The organism is Bacillus sp. IT-79MI2, assembly GCF_949768135.1.
GTDB lineage: Bacteria > Bacillota > Bacilli > Bacillales > Bacillaceae_G > Bacillus_A > Bacillus_A pseudomycoides.
Genome location: NZ_CATKPV010000084.1, coordinates 79,906 through 95,114, shown reverse-complemented (window position 1 = coordinate 95,114; position 15,209 = coordinate 79,906). Strand labels below are relative to the sequence as shown.

Annotated in this window: 16 protein-coding genes and 4 pseudogenes; 17 read left to right on the top strand and 3 right to left on the bottom strand. The window is 32.1% G+C overall.

Going from position 1 to position 15,209, the window contains the following annotated elements; genetic code table 11:
* The first annotated feature begins 122 nt into the window (after window positions 1-122).
* The 3 genes from ACM6HU_RS21585 to ACM6HU_RS21575 all read left to right on the top strand — a co-directional run bounded on the left by ACM6HU_RS21585 (window position 123) and on the right by ACM6HU_RS21575 (window position 3,526).
* The gene (locus ACM6HU_RS21585; RefSeq protein WP_016114982.1) at window positions 123-1,328 is read left to right on the top strand and encodes an MFS transporter; all 1,206 of its coding nucleotides are present in this window, start codon (window positions 123-125) and stop codon (window positions 1,326-1,328) included.
* Window positions 1,329-1,531: 203 nt separating this feature from the next.
* On the top strand, window positions 1,532-2,428 hold the full coding sequence (locus ACM6HU_RS21580; RefSeq protein ID WP_016114981.1) for a glycerophosphodiester phosphodiesterase: 897 nt from the start codon (window positions 1,532-1,534) through the stop codon (window positions 2,426-2,428).
* 243 nt (window positions 2,429-2,671) lie between these two features.
* Window positions 2,672-3,526, top strand: a complete 855-nt coding sequence (locus tag ACM6HU_RS21575) for an alpha/beta fold hydrolase (RefSeq protein ID WP_077294783.1) — start codon at window positions 2,672-2,674, stop codon at window positions 3,524-3,526.
* 275 nt (window positions 3,527-3,801) lie between these two features.
* Here ACM6HU_RS21575 and ACM6HU_RS21570 read toward each other — a convergent pair whose 3' ends face one another.
* The gene (locus tag ACM6HU_RS21570; RefSeq protein WP_016114979.1) at window positions 3,802-4,269 is read right to left on the bottom strand and encodes a DUF2306 domain-containing protein; all 468 of its coding nucleotides are present in this window, start codon (window positions 4,267-4,269) and stop codon (window positions 3,802-3,804) included.
* A gap of 309 nt (window positions 4,270-4,578) precedes the next feature.
* Between ACM6HU_RS21570 and ACM6HU_RS21565 the strand changes: the two genes are divergently transcribed.
* A complete protein-coding gene (locus ACM6HU_RS21565) occupies window positions 4,579-4,911 on the top strand; it encodes a GrpB family protein (protein ID WP_414848430.1) in 333 nt (110 codons plus the stop codon).
* A gap of 250 nt (window positions 4,912-5,161) precedes the next feature.
* Here ACM6HU_RS21565 and ACM6HU_RS21560 read toward each other — a convergent pair.
* Window positions 5,162-6,049 (bottom strand): annotated as a pseudogene (locus ACM6HU_RS21560) (PLP-dependent aminotransferase family protein); the annotation flags it as partial.
* On the opposite strand from ACM6HU_RS21560, the pseudogene ACM6HU_RS21555 reads away from it, so the two are divergent.
* From ACM6HU_RS21555 to ACM6HU_RS21510, 10 genes and pseudogenes are all read left to right on the top strand, one after another.
* Window positions 6,033-6,227, top strand: a pseudogene (locus ACM6HU_RS21555) (nucleoside hydrolase); the annotation flags it as partial. The pseudogenes ACM6HU_RS21560 and ACM6HU_RS21555 overlap by 17 nt on opposite strands.
* 167 nt (window positions 6,228-6,394) lie before the next feature.
* Complete coding sequence (locus ACM6HU_RS21550; RefSeq protein ID WP_016132831.1) at window positions 6,395-6,853, top strand: GNAT family N-acetyltransferase; 459 nt, start codon at window positions 6,395-6,397, stop codon at window positions 6,851-6,853.
* 31 nt (window positions 6,854-6,884) lie between these two features.
* Complete coding sequence (gene cutA / locus ACM6HU_RS21545) at window positions 6,885-7,223, top strand: divalent cation tolerance protein CutA (protein WP_016132830.1); 339 nt, start codon at window positions 6,885-6,887, stop codon at window positions 7,221-7,223.
* Window positions 7,224-7,771: 548 nt separating this feature from the next.
* Window positions 7,772-8,068, top strand: coding sequence for a heterocycloanthracin/sonorensin family bacteriocin (locus ACM6HU_RS21540; RefSeq protein WP_414848429.1), 297 nt, complete (start codon window positions 7,772-7,774; stop codon window positions 8,066-8,068).
* A 222-nt stretch (window positions 8,069-8,290) separates the two neighbouring features.
* Window positions 8,291-8,410: pseudogene (locus ACM6HU_RS21535) on the top strand (GNAT family N-acetyltransferase); the annotation flags it as partial.
* Window positions 8,411-8,447: 37 nt separating this feature from the next.
* Window positions 8,448-8,894 (top strand): annotated as a pseudogene (locus ACM6HU_RS21530) (NUDIX domain-containing protein).
* A gap of 503 nt (window positions 8,895-9,397) precedes the next feature.
* The gene (locus ACM6HU_RS21525) at window positions 9,398-9,658 is read left to right on the top strand and encodes a heterocycloanthracin/sonorensin family bacteriocin (RefSeq protein ID WP_077294792.1); all 261 of its coding nucleotides are present in this window, start codon (window positions 9,398-9,400) and stop codon (window positions 9,656-9,658) included.
* A 167-nt stretch (window positions 9,659-9,825) separates the two neighbouring features.
* Window positions 9,826-10,848: a serine hydrolase domain-containing protein gene (locus tag ACM6HU_RS21520; protein WP_016114972.1), complete on the top strand. Its 1,023-nt coding sequence runs from the start codon at window positions 9,826-9,828 to the stop codon at window positions 10,846-10,848.
* 53 nt (window positions 10,849-10,901) lie between these two features.
* Window positions 10,902-11,045: a hypothetical protein gene (locus ACM6HU_RS21515; protein WP_016114971.1), complete on the top strand. Its 144-nt coding sequence runs from the start codon at window positions 10,902-10,904 to the stop codon at window positions 11,043-11,045.
* Window positions 11,046-11,351: 306 nt separating this feature from the next.
* Window positions 11,352-12,560 (top strand): OFA family MFS transporter, encoded by a 1,209-nt coding sequence (locus tag ACM6HU_RS21510; protein ID WP_016114970.1) that lies wholly within the window; start codon window positions 11,352-11,354, stop codon window positions 12,558-12,560.
* A 43-nt stretch (window positions 12,561-12,603) separates the two neighbouring features.
* Here the strand turns inward: ACM6HU_RS21510 and ACM6HU_RS21505 are convergent, their stop codons facing one another.
* Window positions 12,604-13,056, bottom strand: a complete 453-nt coding sequence (locus ACM6HU_RS21505; protein ID WP_033671207.1) for a hypothetical protein — start codon at window positions 13,054-13,056, stop codon at window positions 12,604-12,606.
* A gap of 150 nt (window positions 13,057-13,206) precedes the next feature.
* On the opposite strand from ACM6HU_RS21505, the gene ACM6HU_RS21500 reads away from it, so the two are divergent.
* From ACM6HU_RS21500 to ACM6HU_RS21490, 3 genes are all read left to right on the top strand, one after another.
* Entirely contained in the window at window positions 13,207-13,644 is a 438-nt protein-coding gene (locus tag ACM6HU_RS21500; RefSeq protein WP_016114968.1) for an NUDIX hydrolase, read from the top strand.
* 183 nt (window positions 13,645-13,827) lie between these two features.
* Window positions 13,828-14,286 carry a hypothetical protein gene (locus ACM6HU_RS21495; protein ID WP_016114967.1) on the top strand — a complete coding sequence of 153 codons (459 nt, stop codon included), beginning with the start codon at window positions 13,828-13,830 and terminating at the stop codon, window positions 14,284-14,286.
* Between the two features lie 59 nt (window positions 14,287-14,345).
* Complete coding sequence (locus tag ACM6HU_RS21490; RefSeq protein WP_016114966.1) at window positions 14,346-15,050, top strand: hypothetical protein; 705 nt, start codon at window positions 14,346-14,348, stop codon at window positions 15,048-15,050.
* Window positions 15,051-15,209: the final 159 nt, after the last annotated feature.

Sequence of the window (15,209 nt, the reverse complement as noted above, 5' to 3'; positions counted from 1 at the left end):
AATTCACATGTTAAAAAATTTAAACCGATTCTCAAATGAAGGAAGAGGAGTGAATAGCATTTAAGCTAATTTAACACTCCTGCTTCCGCAAAGAATATAAATATCGGAAAGTAGGAGAACGTTTGGATAAGTGTACGCTGGCAAATCATAATATTTCTATTTTATTTTGGGTACATTTTTTTGGAACAATTAGCTTTTTACAAGCGGTTATGACGTTGTTTTATGTGGAAAGAGGATTAACTCCTTCAAATGTTTTTATTGTATTGATGTGCTGGAGTGGAGCAGTTCTAATTGGAGAAGTACCAGCAGGCATTTTTGCAGATCGATTCGGTTTAAAACTCTCTTTTATAACAGGTGCTTGCATAAAAATTATAAGTATTTCCCTTTTATTATTTGCTGATAACATATGGCTATTTTGTTTATATAGCTTATTGAATGGTTTATCAGTCACTTTTTTTTCGGGTGCTGATGAAGCCTTAATATACGAATCTTTAAAAGAAACGAATGAACAACATCTTATGGATAAAGCGATGGGGAAAATTCAATCCGCTAGCTTTATTTCAATGTTGATTGCTGTTATTTTCGGATCTTATTTTGCGAAAGATTTGAAGGAAGAGCAATTCTTTATTTTAATTACACTCGGACTTCTTTTTCATTTCGTAGAATTAATTTTACTTTTATTTATAAAAAATCCGGCGGTGGAATTTGAATATAATGAGTCATCGTATTCACAAGTAATCGAAGGAATACAAGTTATTCGAAAAGCACCTCAATTACTCATCATGTTCTTAAATATATCACTTGTATTTATTCCAGCGAGTGCGGTTTTTGACAACTATGATCAACTACTTTTGAAAAATGCAGGAGTTCCTGTATTTGCAATTGGTATATTATATGCAGTCGCTGCAGTAGGCGGATATTTTGCATCTATTTCAATAGGATGGTTAACCAAAAAATTCTCTCGTATATTTTTATTAAATCTTTCAGGTGCATTAGCTGTCTGTGGATTACTATTAGCAGCGTGCTTTGGAAATACGTTATGGATCGTTTTAGGAGCATTTATTATATTAAGATTTGTAAGAGCAATAAGATATCCAATTTATTCACAGCTGAGTAATGATATAATTCCATCACATGTACGTGCAACAACAATTTCATTATTATCAGTGCTAGATTCTGTACTGGATTTAATTATTTTTGGTACGTTATCTATACTTGCTGTATACGGGTTACCTGTTATGTTTATGGGTTGTACTATAATTGCACTGATAGGTACTTGCTTACCGATTAAAGGTATAAGAGAAGTGCCTAAAAATATTGAATCGTAAATCTGTTTTAAAGCGACCATTCTTTAAGGTATATCCAAGCCTTAGAGGATGGTTATTTTTTATTAAGACATTAGCTATCCAATTGTTTATTTTGTAGACTGAATGATTTTGTTACAAAGCTTTAATAACATATTTATACGTGCTTAAATTTTATCGTGTAATATATATAAATAGAGTATAAGATTAGGAGTTAAAATATCACTATGAAAAAAGCACTTATTACTACAACTATTTGCATCTTAATAGGAATAAGCATTGCTGTTTTACAGCAAATAAAAGAAAGAAAGTTTATAAAAGCTAAGAATCAATCAGACCATGTCATAACAATTGCTCATAGAGGGGCATCTGCATATGCTCCAGAACATACAATATCAGCCTATAAATTAGGTCAACAATTAAAAGGTGATTATATAGAAATAGATCTTCAAATGACAAAGGATGGACACTTAATTGCTATGCATGATAATACATTAAATCGAACAACAAACGGATCAGGACTTGTTAAAGATCATACATTAGAAGAAATAAAAAGACTTGATGCTGGTAGCTTCTTTAATAAAAAACATCCCAAGCTATCAAAAGAAGAATTTAAGGACGTAAAAGTACCAACGTTTGAAGAGATTATTGAAGCGTTTGGCCATGATGCTCGTTATTATATTGAAACAAAATCACCAGAGGACTATCTAGGAATGGAAGAAAAGCTTTTAGAAATACTGAATCGATACCAACTAAGTGATCCCGCTATTGTAAAGGAGAAAATAATCATCCAATCATTTAGTACAGAAAGTTTAAAAAAGATTCATAGTCTAAATTCTAGCATTCCGCTGGTGCAATTATTAACACACAAAAAAGCAGTCAGACTAACCAATGAAGACTTAAAGGCGTATAAAACTTATTGTGTGGGCTTGGGCATGAACTATACATATATGAATGCTACCGATGTCCCAAAAATACAAAAACAAGGCTTAGAAGTTCACCCATTTACAGTAGATAAAGAGGAAGATATGAAAAAGATGATTGAATGGGGTGTAGATGGGATGTTTACGAATTATCCGGATCGTTTACAGCATGTAATTTTAGCAGCCTATAAAAAAGATTAAATAAAACACCCCTTAGTAATAAAATAGATAAACCTAAGTTACAAAAATAGATTATAATTAGTAGTGGTCTTAAATCTCTTATTCATTTCTTATAAGGAGAGTGCTTATCATGATTATTAAGTTCATTCGTTTCCGTTAATTTCAGGTACATTTCTATTCGTTCATTTTTCTAAAGTGAATTTTGGGCTGTCTTGATGTACCTTTTTTCAAATGACCAAATTCGAATGAAATGAGGAATGAATCATGAAAGAAAAGATAAATAAAATTAATGGAATTGATATATGCACAGAGAGTTTTGGAAATCCTAATCATCCAGCTACTTTACTGATTATGGGAGCAATGTGTTCAATGGTTTACTGGGATGAAGAGTTCTGTAAAAGATTAGCAGATACAGGGCGATTCGTTATTCGATATGATAATCGAGATGTTGGACGTTCCGTTTCCTATGAACCGGGAAGTTCTCAGTATGCTGTGGTAGACATGGCGGATGATGCTGTTGGAGTGCTCGATGCATACGATATTAATCAGGCACATATTGTTGGAATGTCCTTGGGAGGTATGATTGCTCAAATTATCGCAGTAAGGCATCCTCAAAGGGTCCTAACAATGACCTTGATTGCATCAAGTATTTATGGGTCTGATGAAAACAATCGGAATTTACCTCCAATGGATGAAAAAATTCTTGCTTATCATGCGAATGGAAGTAAATTGGATTGGACAGAAAACGAATCTGTTGTGAATTATTTAGTTAGAGGATCAGCATTACTCTGTGGACCAAAGCATAAATTTGATGAACAAAGAGTTATGAAGCAGGTAACAAAAGAAATAAAACGAGCAAACAATCTACTCAGCATGTTTAATCATACACTGCTTAAAGGTGATGATTACTTTGAGGGAAAATTAAAAGAAATAAATGTATCTACATTAGTTATTCACGGCACCGAAGATACGGCACTTCCATATGAGCATGGCTTAGCTCTAGCGAATGAAATTCCTAATGCATCGTTACTACCACTAGAGGGAACGGGGCATGAAATTCATTTTGATGATTGGGATAATATAATTAACGCTATTTCGAAACATACTTCAAGAGTGTAGGAATTTACACAGTCAAAATAGACGATTTAAGAAGTTTTCTGCTCCTTAGATCGTCTATTTTTTATTGGCACTTCGTTTCAACTATTCACGAATAATAAAGGGTTTCAAGTAGTATCTTGACTTTTAATAAAAAGTCTTTTATCTAAATGGATTCTTTTTCTTTGAACTAAAATGATTGAGTAGTAATAAAAAAATCGCTGAATCCAGTTATCGAAGCAGAATATTTATTGCATGATTAATAGCGATTCTATTTTTTCAAAGAGGAATAGAACTCTTTACTTGTTTGTATGTTTTTTATATTTTTTTGCAACAATTATTGTAAGTGGGGTACCAATCAATGTAGGCAAAAACCAAAACCATAGTTTAGGAAGTAAATTTAAAATCGGTATAGAACTCCCTATGTTCACTAGAAGAGCCGTTACAGCACCTATATATGAACCTAGCATACCTCTAATATGATGGTGAATCCAATTCTTCCAGCGTCTCTTTCTTGCAAGATAGCCATAAATAGCAAATGAATAAGAAAAAAGTGCGACATAAAACAAATAAGCAATCTCATTCCAATGTAAAATAGACAATATAATTGCAGTGATGAATATTACAACGTAAGATGCATGGTAAACTTCACCCCATTCTGTATGAGTTCCTTTTCTCTTTTTTGCAGACATTGCGACAGCTCCTGAAATTAAACATATGATCCCAAATAGAATATGAATTATTAAAAGTATGGGAAAGATATCCAATATACTTCCTCCTTTGCTAATTTAATATTTTGGGTTTATTGAAGAAGAGATGAAATATATCCTTGATTCACCTTAATATATTGAAATTAAGGTGTTTCTAGAACATCTTCTAGCTATAATAATTTTCATCATATTTTATTAGATGATTTAGAATGTATACCATAATTTAAGAAACCACCTCATATTTGAAAAGGTATTATAGTTCTAAAAAACTTGCTTTTGCAAAAATTCTAGGGCTTGATGAGGATTCGTATGAACAATTTATTATATTTGGAAGAAAATTAAATTATGATAAGGAGGTATATAATAATGGCTGAAAAAACGAGAATAATAGAAATCATGTCTTATAATCCTGAATGGAAAATGGAATTCCAGAAAATCAAAATAATGATTGAAAGTTATATCGGCGATTTAATTTTAAGAATTGAGCATGTAGGTAGTACCTCTGTGGAAGGGTTAGCAGCAAAACCATTTATTGATATTTTACGGGATTATTTATCAGCTAATGAGGCTGTGCGGAAAGAATATGAAGAACTAAAATATCGATTAGCTGAGAACTATCGATATAATATTGATGGTTATTGTGAAGCTAAAACTGATTTTGTAAAAGGGATTTTGAATAAGACGCTTTATATAAACTAAAAAGAAAAAGTGGGAATTACTACTTGTAATAGAAGAACAAATAGAATCTAATTAAATTGGAAATTTCAAAAATATTTTTCATCTTTCTTATATACCAATATGGTTAAACAATTATAAGTTAACTGAAAGATTTGATTTGGACGGTTTATGAAAAGGTAGAGAAGAATGTATCAGGAAGTTGTCAACACCTAACATATGAATGTATGAGTACCCGCTTGAAAGTCCTCTTCCTTAAATGAAGAGGACTTTTCTATGGTTCTATTAATTCCCTAACAATTTGACTTATCTGATAGATTCCTTGCGTAAGATCTTGGACAGGTACATAGCCATACGATAAACGAATATGTTGATCAAATTCTTCTTCATAAATACGCCCTGGGTTAAGAAGAATCCCTTTAGATAATGCTTTTGAAAATAGTTTTTTCATTGGAATTTTAGGTTGTATCTTTAACCATATAAACAATCCTCCGCTAGGGGCATTCCATGTTGCGATGTCTTTACAATACAGGTCCAGCGCTTGCATCATGATTTTTCTTCGTTCTTTCAGCTGCAATCTCACGGATGCTACATATTTTTGATATAAACCACTAGACAACCATTCAGCAGCAACTCTTTGTGATAATGAACTAGATCCATAATCTGTTTGCATTTTTATGTCTGATAATCTTTCAATCACAGGTTCTGGACCAATTACCCATCCAATTCTTAATCCAGGACTAAGTGTTTTCGATAAGCTACCGACATACAATACGTGCCCATTTTGATCCATTGCCTTTAATGGTAGTGGAGGTAGTTCATCAATCCATAATTCACGATAAATATCATCTTCAATAATAGGAAGTTGTTCTTTTTCACAAACATTCATAAGTTCTTTCCGTCGACTTTCCAACATTAAGACACCTGTTGGGTTGTGAAAACAAGGGATAGAATATAAAATGTTTTTCGTTTTATTATATTTACTTCGTCTAGACAAATCGCTTGGTACGATACCACACTCATCCATCGATATTCCAGAAAGATGTATATCTGCTGATTGAAATACATGAAGCGAATATAAATATGAAGGCTTTTCAAGTAGAACTGTGGATTCCCTATGCAAAAGACCAACTGATATTAACTGTAGTACTTTAATTAATCCTACATCTCTTAAATATATATATCGAGAGGTTACTGTCGATACACAGGGAGAATCAAAAGGACAGACTTTTGCTGATTTTCGTCCAAGTGCTAAATCTACAGGAGTTTGTATTGCATTAGAATTGGACCAACAAATGTTTATTCAAGACTTTATAAAAGTCATGATACGTATGGCGTGATTTTGTATAAAGATTGCGAGCTTCTATTCTTTTAGAGAGGGAATGATAGCGAATCGTTGAATATATAAGAAGTGTATTCGAACTATTAAAATCCGATAAAGAAACAATTATGAAAGAAAGATATTTTTCAAATAGTATAATTTGTTATTCAAAAAGGAGTCCATACGATGAATATCCAATTAAAAATAATAACAAGAGATAACTGGGAAGAAGCACTGAAATTACAAGTATCGAAGAAACAAACTACATTTGTACCATCAGTAGCAGTATCACTTGCGAAAGTATATATTAAGCCAGATGGCGAAAATGTCGAATACATTCCATTCGCCATCTATGACGACGATAGTATGATTGGGTTCATTATGCATGCATTCGAACCAAATACATCGGACATGTATTGGATTAACGGATTTATGATTGATGAGCATCATCAAGGAAAAGGATATGGTAAAACTGCTTTAGCTGAAATGATTAAATGGATTACAAATGAATTTACGGAATGTAAGGAGATTCGATTAACTGTACATAAAGAGAATATTATTGCAAAGAGGTTATATGAAGGTTATGGATTTAAAAACCTTGATTATGTTTATGACGAAGAGCAAGTATATCGTTTATATGTCTAACTTTTATTTAGAAAAGGTTGTGATCTAGCGCATGGAATTTAATGAAGTAAAAATCGAAATATTTATCCCAGAGGAATATATTGAAACTCTACGAGATGAATTAAATAACATTCACGCTTGTAAGGTCGGAAATTACGATAACTGTCTATCTTACAGCACAGTTAAAGGGTACTGGAGACCTTTAGATAATGAAAGACCTTTTGATGGAGAAATCGGTCAAATATGTGAAGGGCAAGAATGTAAAGTCGAAATAAGGTGTAAACAAGACATTGTAAAAGACGCACTTACCATAATTAATCGAATTCACCCTTACGAAACACCCATGATTTATATCATGCCACTACTAAATGAATATTTTGGACAAGTTTAATATTCTCGGAGGATATCACTTTCAAAAAACATGAAGTTAGTATTGTAATTTCATTTGTTAAAAATTACTTAAAGGTGTATCCAAAATCTATTCACAATAGTTTTAGAAAAACGAAAAATAATAATAAAGACTTAATGAAAATACATGCAAGAGTACTACGTTGTAAAAAAACATGATATAAGTACCCTTTCTCGAAAAACTAATATACTCTTAGTTCATCTTTTTAAAAATTTAATATCTGTGTTTTTTTATGACTAAAAGATATCACGCAAAAAACTACCACGCTTAAGCTATAGAACTAGAAAATGATGACATAAAGCTAAATGTTATTGTTTAAATTCATATTTTATAATTTCCATTTATAAAAATGAGCCCATAGTAAAAACAACCTAAAAATAGGCATATGAACAAGGTGCATCCTCTAGTGATAGGTCATATTTTGTTGGTGTACACGTATTGAACTTAGTTTATAGCGCTATTTCTACTTAGATTTAACGAGCAGAAATATAGGAAAGCATCGATGGGGTTTTAATTTATAAACGGAGGTCATGAAAATGAATGAGTTTCAACAAGAACTACAAGCGTTAAGCCTTAATGATTATCAGTCTGGAAATGTTGTGTATTGGGACCAGCAAAACCAATATCCATATTACTATATTGAAGATGATGCTCGTCGCTGTGGCGGTTGTGGCCGTTGCGGTGGATTTCGTTGTGGTGGATTTCGTTGTGGTGGATTCCGTTGTTTTGGTTGCTTCGGTTGTTTTGGTTGCGGTGGTTGCGGTGGTTGTGGTGGTTGCTCTAATTGTTTTGACGGTTTTAATGGTGCTACCTGGTGGGTCATTTAAATTCGTGACATAAATAAAGATATTTTTGAAAGAAAAGTGTATATACAAGTATGAACTGTAGAGACACTTTTCTTTTATTTTGTGAATTTAACAAATAAAAGGGCATCTTCTATTTTCATCGAAATTAATATTTGATATAGCATTTCATATAGAGGTGAATGGTACATTGGATACATATCAAAAATTAGTTTCATGGGTAGAAGAAATAAAGGTACGGAATAAGAGATTCGTCTAACTGTACACAAAGAGAACACTCGGGCAAAAAGGTTATATGAAAGCTATCGTTTTGTAAATCTTGGTCATGTTTATGATGGAGAAGAAGTATATCGTTTACTTGTTTAACTTTAATTAAGAAAATGGATAAAGAGGAGAAACCTAATTGAAAACAAAATTTCATCATATTGTAAGAGGGATAATTATAAAAGATAAAAGGCTTTTAATAGCAAACTACAAAGGGCATCATTCTTTTCTACCAGGTGGTCATGTTGAATTAGGAGAATCTGCAGAATGCGCATTAATTCGCGAACTTAAAGAAGAACTAGGCATCAATTGTGAAGTTAAGCGCTTTTTAGGAGTGATTGAAAACCAGTGGCAAGATAGTGAAATACTTCATTATGAAATTAATCATGTTTTCGAAGTTGATAGTAACGACTTACATAGTGATATAGAACCAATTTCCAAAGAGTCTCACCTGGATTTTAGTTAGATTATTCCTAATAATGAAAATCTAATTGCATATAAAATAATGCCTGAACCTTCAGTCCGAAGATTAATAGAAAAACTCCAAAAAGAGGAGTTATCAAGTTGTTGGCTGAGAAATTTATAAAAAGTACCCTTGTTTCGTTGTGGTGAATAATCGTAATAATGAAATAGAAGTTTTAGCATCTGACGGTACTTCGAAATTGCATACTAAGTCACCGATGCAAGTGACGAATCTTATAAAAATAAAATAATGAGAGAAGAATTTATGCTAGAGTTAGTATAGTCGGACACAACATAGTTAAGTTCATATAATAGATTTCAATGAAAATTCCGGGGAATTATCTTAATTTCTTGTAAAACAGCTGTCAAAGTAGATAGCTGTTTTTTTCCCTTATGATTTCTGTTTATAAAAATGAATCCAACATACAAGCTATCTAAAAATAGGCAACCGAACAAGGTACATCACCCAATAAAAGCTCATATTTTGTTGTTGTACGTATTGAAATTGGTTTCTAACTTCTATATTTATTGCTGTTTATTATGCCAATTAAACAAGTAATACATATAGAAAAGCACCGATGAGTTATGCTGGATAGAAACTTTAATTTATAAACGGAGGTCATTAAAATGAATGAATTTCAACAAGAACTGCAATCATTGAATCTAAATGATTATCACCCTGGAAATGTTGTGTACTGGGATAATCAAAATCAATATCCATATTATTATGCACAAGAAGATGCTCGTCGCTGCGGCGGCTGCGGACGCTGTGGTGGTTGCGGCGGACGTTGTGGTGGTTTTGGCGGACGTTGTGGCGGGTGCGGCGGTTTTGGCGGGTGTGGCGGATGCTTTAGCTGCTTTAGCTGCTGGAGCTGGTGGTTCATTTAACTTTGTAACATAAATGAAGTTATTGTATGAAAGAAAGGTGTATGTACATGTTCAGAGTGTAGAGACACTTTTCTTTCATTTTGTGAATTAAACAAATAAAAGGACATCTTCTATTTTCATCGAAATTAATATTTGATATAGCATTTCATACAGAGGTGAATGAGACATTGCATACATACCAAAAATTAGTTTCATGGGTAGAAGATATAAAAGAACGGAATCATAGTTCTGCAGCAGCACTTTTTATTATGAAAGATAATGAAGTGGTACTTGAACATTATAGTGGAAATCATTCTAATACTGAAAACAGTGCCACTATAACAGCGTCTTCACAATTTAATGTTGCTTCCGCTAGAAAGAGTTACTTAGGTTTAGCAGTTGCTTATGCACTATATGAAGGGAAAATAAAGCATCTCGACGATTACGCAGTTGATTATTTTAAAGAATATGATACAAATTTACTTGGTAAAACAACATTAAGGCATTTAGTAACCCATTCACATGGTTTAAATGAAAAAGTAGACGGAACTATTTATCGAGAATTCGAACCTGGACACAGGTGGGCATATCGAGATATTAACGTACGTATGATGACCCATCTTATTTATCAACTATATAATAAAAGTTTTCCTGAGTTATTAAAAGAACGTATCTTTATACCTGCAGGTTTTAAAGAAACAGGATGGCGAAAAAAGCATCATGAGAATTTAGTAAAGGTAATAGTAAATCCTCATGAAGAAGCAATATGCAGTACTGGAATATTAGATGATGGAACAGAAAAAAATCTTTTTGTTTCTGCTAGAGAATTCGCCTATTGGGGAAATTTACATTTAAATGAAGGATACATAAATGGAAAACAAATCGTACCGAAAGAGGTTATTCAAATTGCAACAAGTCTTCAAAGTCCAAAATACGAAAACATGGACTTACCTCAAAACGGCTGCTTTTGGTTTGTTCAAAACACACCCGCTATACAAAGCGAACTTGGGGAAAGGGTGCCTAAAGGTTCGTATCAAATATTAGGCATTACAGGACCCACTATTTTAGTTATTCCCAAGTATAATGTTGTCGTTGCCAAAATGTATAATAAAAGATATAACTATGGGGGAGACAACTATTTGTATTATTTACGAGAATTTAGCAATTTAGTCGCTGATACATTCGCGAAATCATCCTCTACATACCAGTAAAAATATTTGAATTAGGGTATAACTACTTTTATAAAGAAAAGGAGTGAACCCTTATGAAAAAACAAACAAATAGAAGTAAAAAACAAAACATCAAAGATACAAGTGTTGAGCAAAACGCTATATATAGCGATCCAAAAGATGCAGCGAATATGCAAACTGTTCCGCAACCAAAAGATTATGAGGAAATCGAATATTAATTTTTGTTGTTATAAGACTTTTTTATGAAAGAAAAATACATCTTAAGCCCCATAAAAATAAAGACATCATTTGGTACTATAATGTATATAAGCATTTGAAAATGTCTTATCTTAACACAGCTTTTTTTTACAATAAACCCGTATATAATCTAATTGACAAAAAGGCACTTCTTAACGAAGTGTCTTTTTGTTTATTTTGTACAATGACTCCAATTTAATTTCCAGTTTTAAATTAGTATCTTGTATTTCATCACGGATATACTAAATTGTGATAAAACATGTCATGATAAGAAAGGGACAGTTCGCATGAAACAAGCATCTGTAAATCCATGGCTGATTGTCCTAGGCACAATCATTGTGCAAATTGGTCTTGGAACGATTTATACATGGAGCTTATTTAATCAACCTTTAGTAAGTAAATTCGGCTGGGAACTTCATGCTGTGGCTATTACTTTCTCAATTACCAGCTTTTCTTTATCATTTTCAACTTTATTTGCAGGTAAATTACAACGAAAGTTGGGACTTCGTAAACTGATCGCAACCGCAGGAATTGTTCTTGGAGTTGGATTAATACTTAGCTCACAAGTTTCCTCATTACCACTTCTTTATTTACTAGCTGGTGTCGTGGTAGGTTATGCAGATGGTACAGCCTATATCACATCATTATCAAATTTAATTAAATGGTTTCCAAATCGTAAGGGCCTAATTTCTGGTATATCAGTCTCAGCATACGGAATGGGAAGCTTAATTTTTAAATACGTAAATGGAAAGTTAATTGATACAGTTGGTGTATCGGAAGCTTTTTTATATTGGGGCATAATCGTTTTGATTGTAATACTTGCGGGATCTTTCTTCTTACGTGAAGCTGCTGCGAATGAAACAGTATCTGAAACTTTAAGCAATGATTATTCAACGAAAGAAATGTTACGCACAAAACAAGTTTATTTATTGTTTTTTATGTTATTTACATCATGTATGAGTGGCCTATATTTAATCGGTATGGTAAAAGATATCGGAGTTCAACTCGTCGGACTTAGTGCAGCAACCGCAGCTAATGCCGTTGCAATGATTGCGATTTTTAATACTGTTGGCCGAATTATTCTTGGGACATTATCAGATAAAATAGGTCGATTGAAAATTGTCTCAGCAACTTTTATTGTAATCGGTTTATCTGTTTTTACACTGAGTTTTATGAATTTAAACTATGCTATTTATTTTATTTGTGTTGCAAGTGTTGCTTTTTGTTTCGGAGGAAATATTACCATATTTCCAGCAATTGTGGGTGATTTCTTCGGTTTGAAAAATCATAGTACAAATTATGGAATTGTATATCAAGGTTTTGGCTTTGGCGCACTCGCAGGTTCATTTATTGGAGCGCTGTTAGGTGGATTCCAACCAACTTTTATTACAATCGGTATACTATGTATTGTATCCTTTATTATCTCTATTTTAATTCGACCACCGAGCAATGAGAAAAAGAAAGAAACGCAAAAGTTATACCGAAAAACAGCTTAACATTTTGTATGTGTTCTGTATAGAAAAGAGCCCTAAATGAATACTAGGGCTCTTTTGAGAAGGAATTAAATTTTTTATTTCCAGTTATTTTATAAATAATGTAGTTCACCCCAAAGTATGTTACACCAAATAATAACAAAAACAATGGAAATAAAATAAGAGCTAGTAAACACCCTCCAATATCCCCATTAAAATCCGCATCTGCATTTGAAAAATTCCAGTCCTTAACTTTGCTGATAATATGCCCTAGAATATAGGACAACATAAAGCAAATTATAAAAGCTAAAGCAAGGTACACTGTAAATTCTCGATGCGATACTTTATCAAATATGTAATAACAAGATCCCCAAAACGCACCAAAAAGCACTAAAACAAACAGTACTTTAAAAAACTTCTTAATATTGATCCAGCATTGAAATACAATTTGCTTAAATGTTTTTCGATTACGTTTTTTCTTTCTAAGTCTTTTCTTTTTATGCGGTTTCATTTCATCCATCCACAATCTTTGTTTTTTCTTACTATTATATCTTTAAATAAAAACAAAGATATCCTTAATATTCCATATAATAATATTTAAAATTTACTAACAAGGGGATACATCGCTTTATAGAGAACTGTATACTAGAGATCTACTAAGGAGGTTCCTATGAAAAAAGTAACTGTAACGTACGTACTACTTTATGATACGTTTCAAGAAAAAGTATTAATGGTTAAAAATACAGGTTCAAATGCTTCTTATTTTACTTTACCGGGCGGTGCAGTCGAGTTTGATGAAACGTTAGAAGAAGCAGCAATTCGCGAAGTAAAAGAAGAGACAGGATTAGATATAGAGGTAGATGGGATTTTCTCAATAAGTGAAGCGTTTTTTGAAGAAAAAGGGCAACAAGTTATTTTTATTAACTTTGTAGGGAAAATTACAGGTGGAGAAATACATATATCAAGGCCCGGAGAAATCGAGGAAATTAAATGGATGGAGTTACAAACCGCCGAAACATATTTACGACTTCCCAAACATGTAAAAGGTCTATTGCAAAGAAAAGAAACTGTACCGTATATTTTTAATGGGACAATTATTCACAAATAATAAAGCTAATATTTTAAGTTGAAACAAATATGAGAAGAAAGATACTTGATAACCAAGAATATCCCATGAAAAGAAATTAGAGTAATTGATTCAATACATGGATGAAAAAGGTTTATTAAAAAACAAATCGTTAGCTTTTAAATTATTATGCACAGAAATAATAGGGGCTTAGGAGAAATAACTATGCAAATATACAACGAAATACTTTCAAGCGAAAAACTTGAGGAACTTATACTAAATGAAAGCGGAGAAATACTAGAAAACTTGAATAACAAAGAAATGTTTATTAGTAGTTTCATTGATTATTTTACAAAAGAATACGGGAATTCGGAATGTAATTACGTTGAGCTATTTGATATTGACAGTCCAGACTATATTAAAATTGAATTAATAGATAATAAAATGTTTGTTACTGCTTCTTTGTTTGCAGGATTATCTATATGGTTGGATAAAAAAGCGTTAGGAAAAGTAACAGCTACTATAGAGGGTGTTTATTCGTTCATATTGATTGATACAGACGGCAACATTATTACCTTAGATGAAAAGTTACATTTACATGAGAGTTCTTTTGCCATTACAAATTTTAAAATAGAAAAACTACAAAGTATCGATCAATATTTTGATGACTATACGATTATATAAGTAATGGTTGCTTTGCATTATCAGATGATAACAAACATCTGAAAAAGGGGATTACAACGATGGATTATACCGAGCTACTTAAGCGAGTAATTAATGGAGATTGGAAGTCAAATCAAAAAGGTTTTGTTGCTTATACTCCTGAAAAAACCATTGAATATTTTGAAGATATATCAAATGAAAAAGATATATTGTTAGCGGATTTTAGATATGTTGAGGATTTATTTTTTGAGGCCTGTTCTAAAGTCATAGAAAAATTTTCTCATTCCGAAAATAATAAAGATGTGTTTGTACTCGCATTGTATGTTGATACTGAGGGAGGCTATTGCGGTATATCAATAAATACAGAACATGCATACCGAAAGATAGTTGATAAATGGTATTCTGATGAATCAGAAGAAGAGCTTAATAGCTTATATGGTGTTCGGTACCATGATTCATCATTTCCGTTTACCTTTTTCAATGAATTAATCACTCCACAATTAGAAGAAATCACAAACGCATACTATTGTATAAATACGGAGCATCCAATACTTGATGTTGAAAGAAAGATAGCATTTCATAAATCGTTTTTTGAAGAGCAGCTAGTTTTAATAGGAATCAATGTAATAAATAGACTTAAAAATACATTTTCGTTGTTGGATACAACAGAAGATTTCTTTGCTTATGTAACTCTACATGATGTTGGTGCTGAAGTTTACGAATTGTTAATTAAAAAAACGGTTCCTTACTCATTGTTCAACAAGCTATTTACAGAAAACAAATGAAACTAACATAAAAATAAAAAAGTCCTTCGAGTGGTAATTATTTAAAGAAGGAGATTAAATTAATAGATCATCAATTTGGTTAAAAATATATTTCATATATAATTAAAAGATGGTATATCCCGATATTTATCTAATTAAAATAAAAGTGGTAATTAGTAA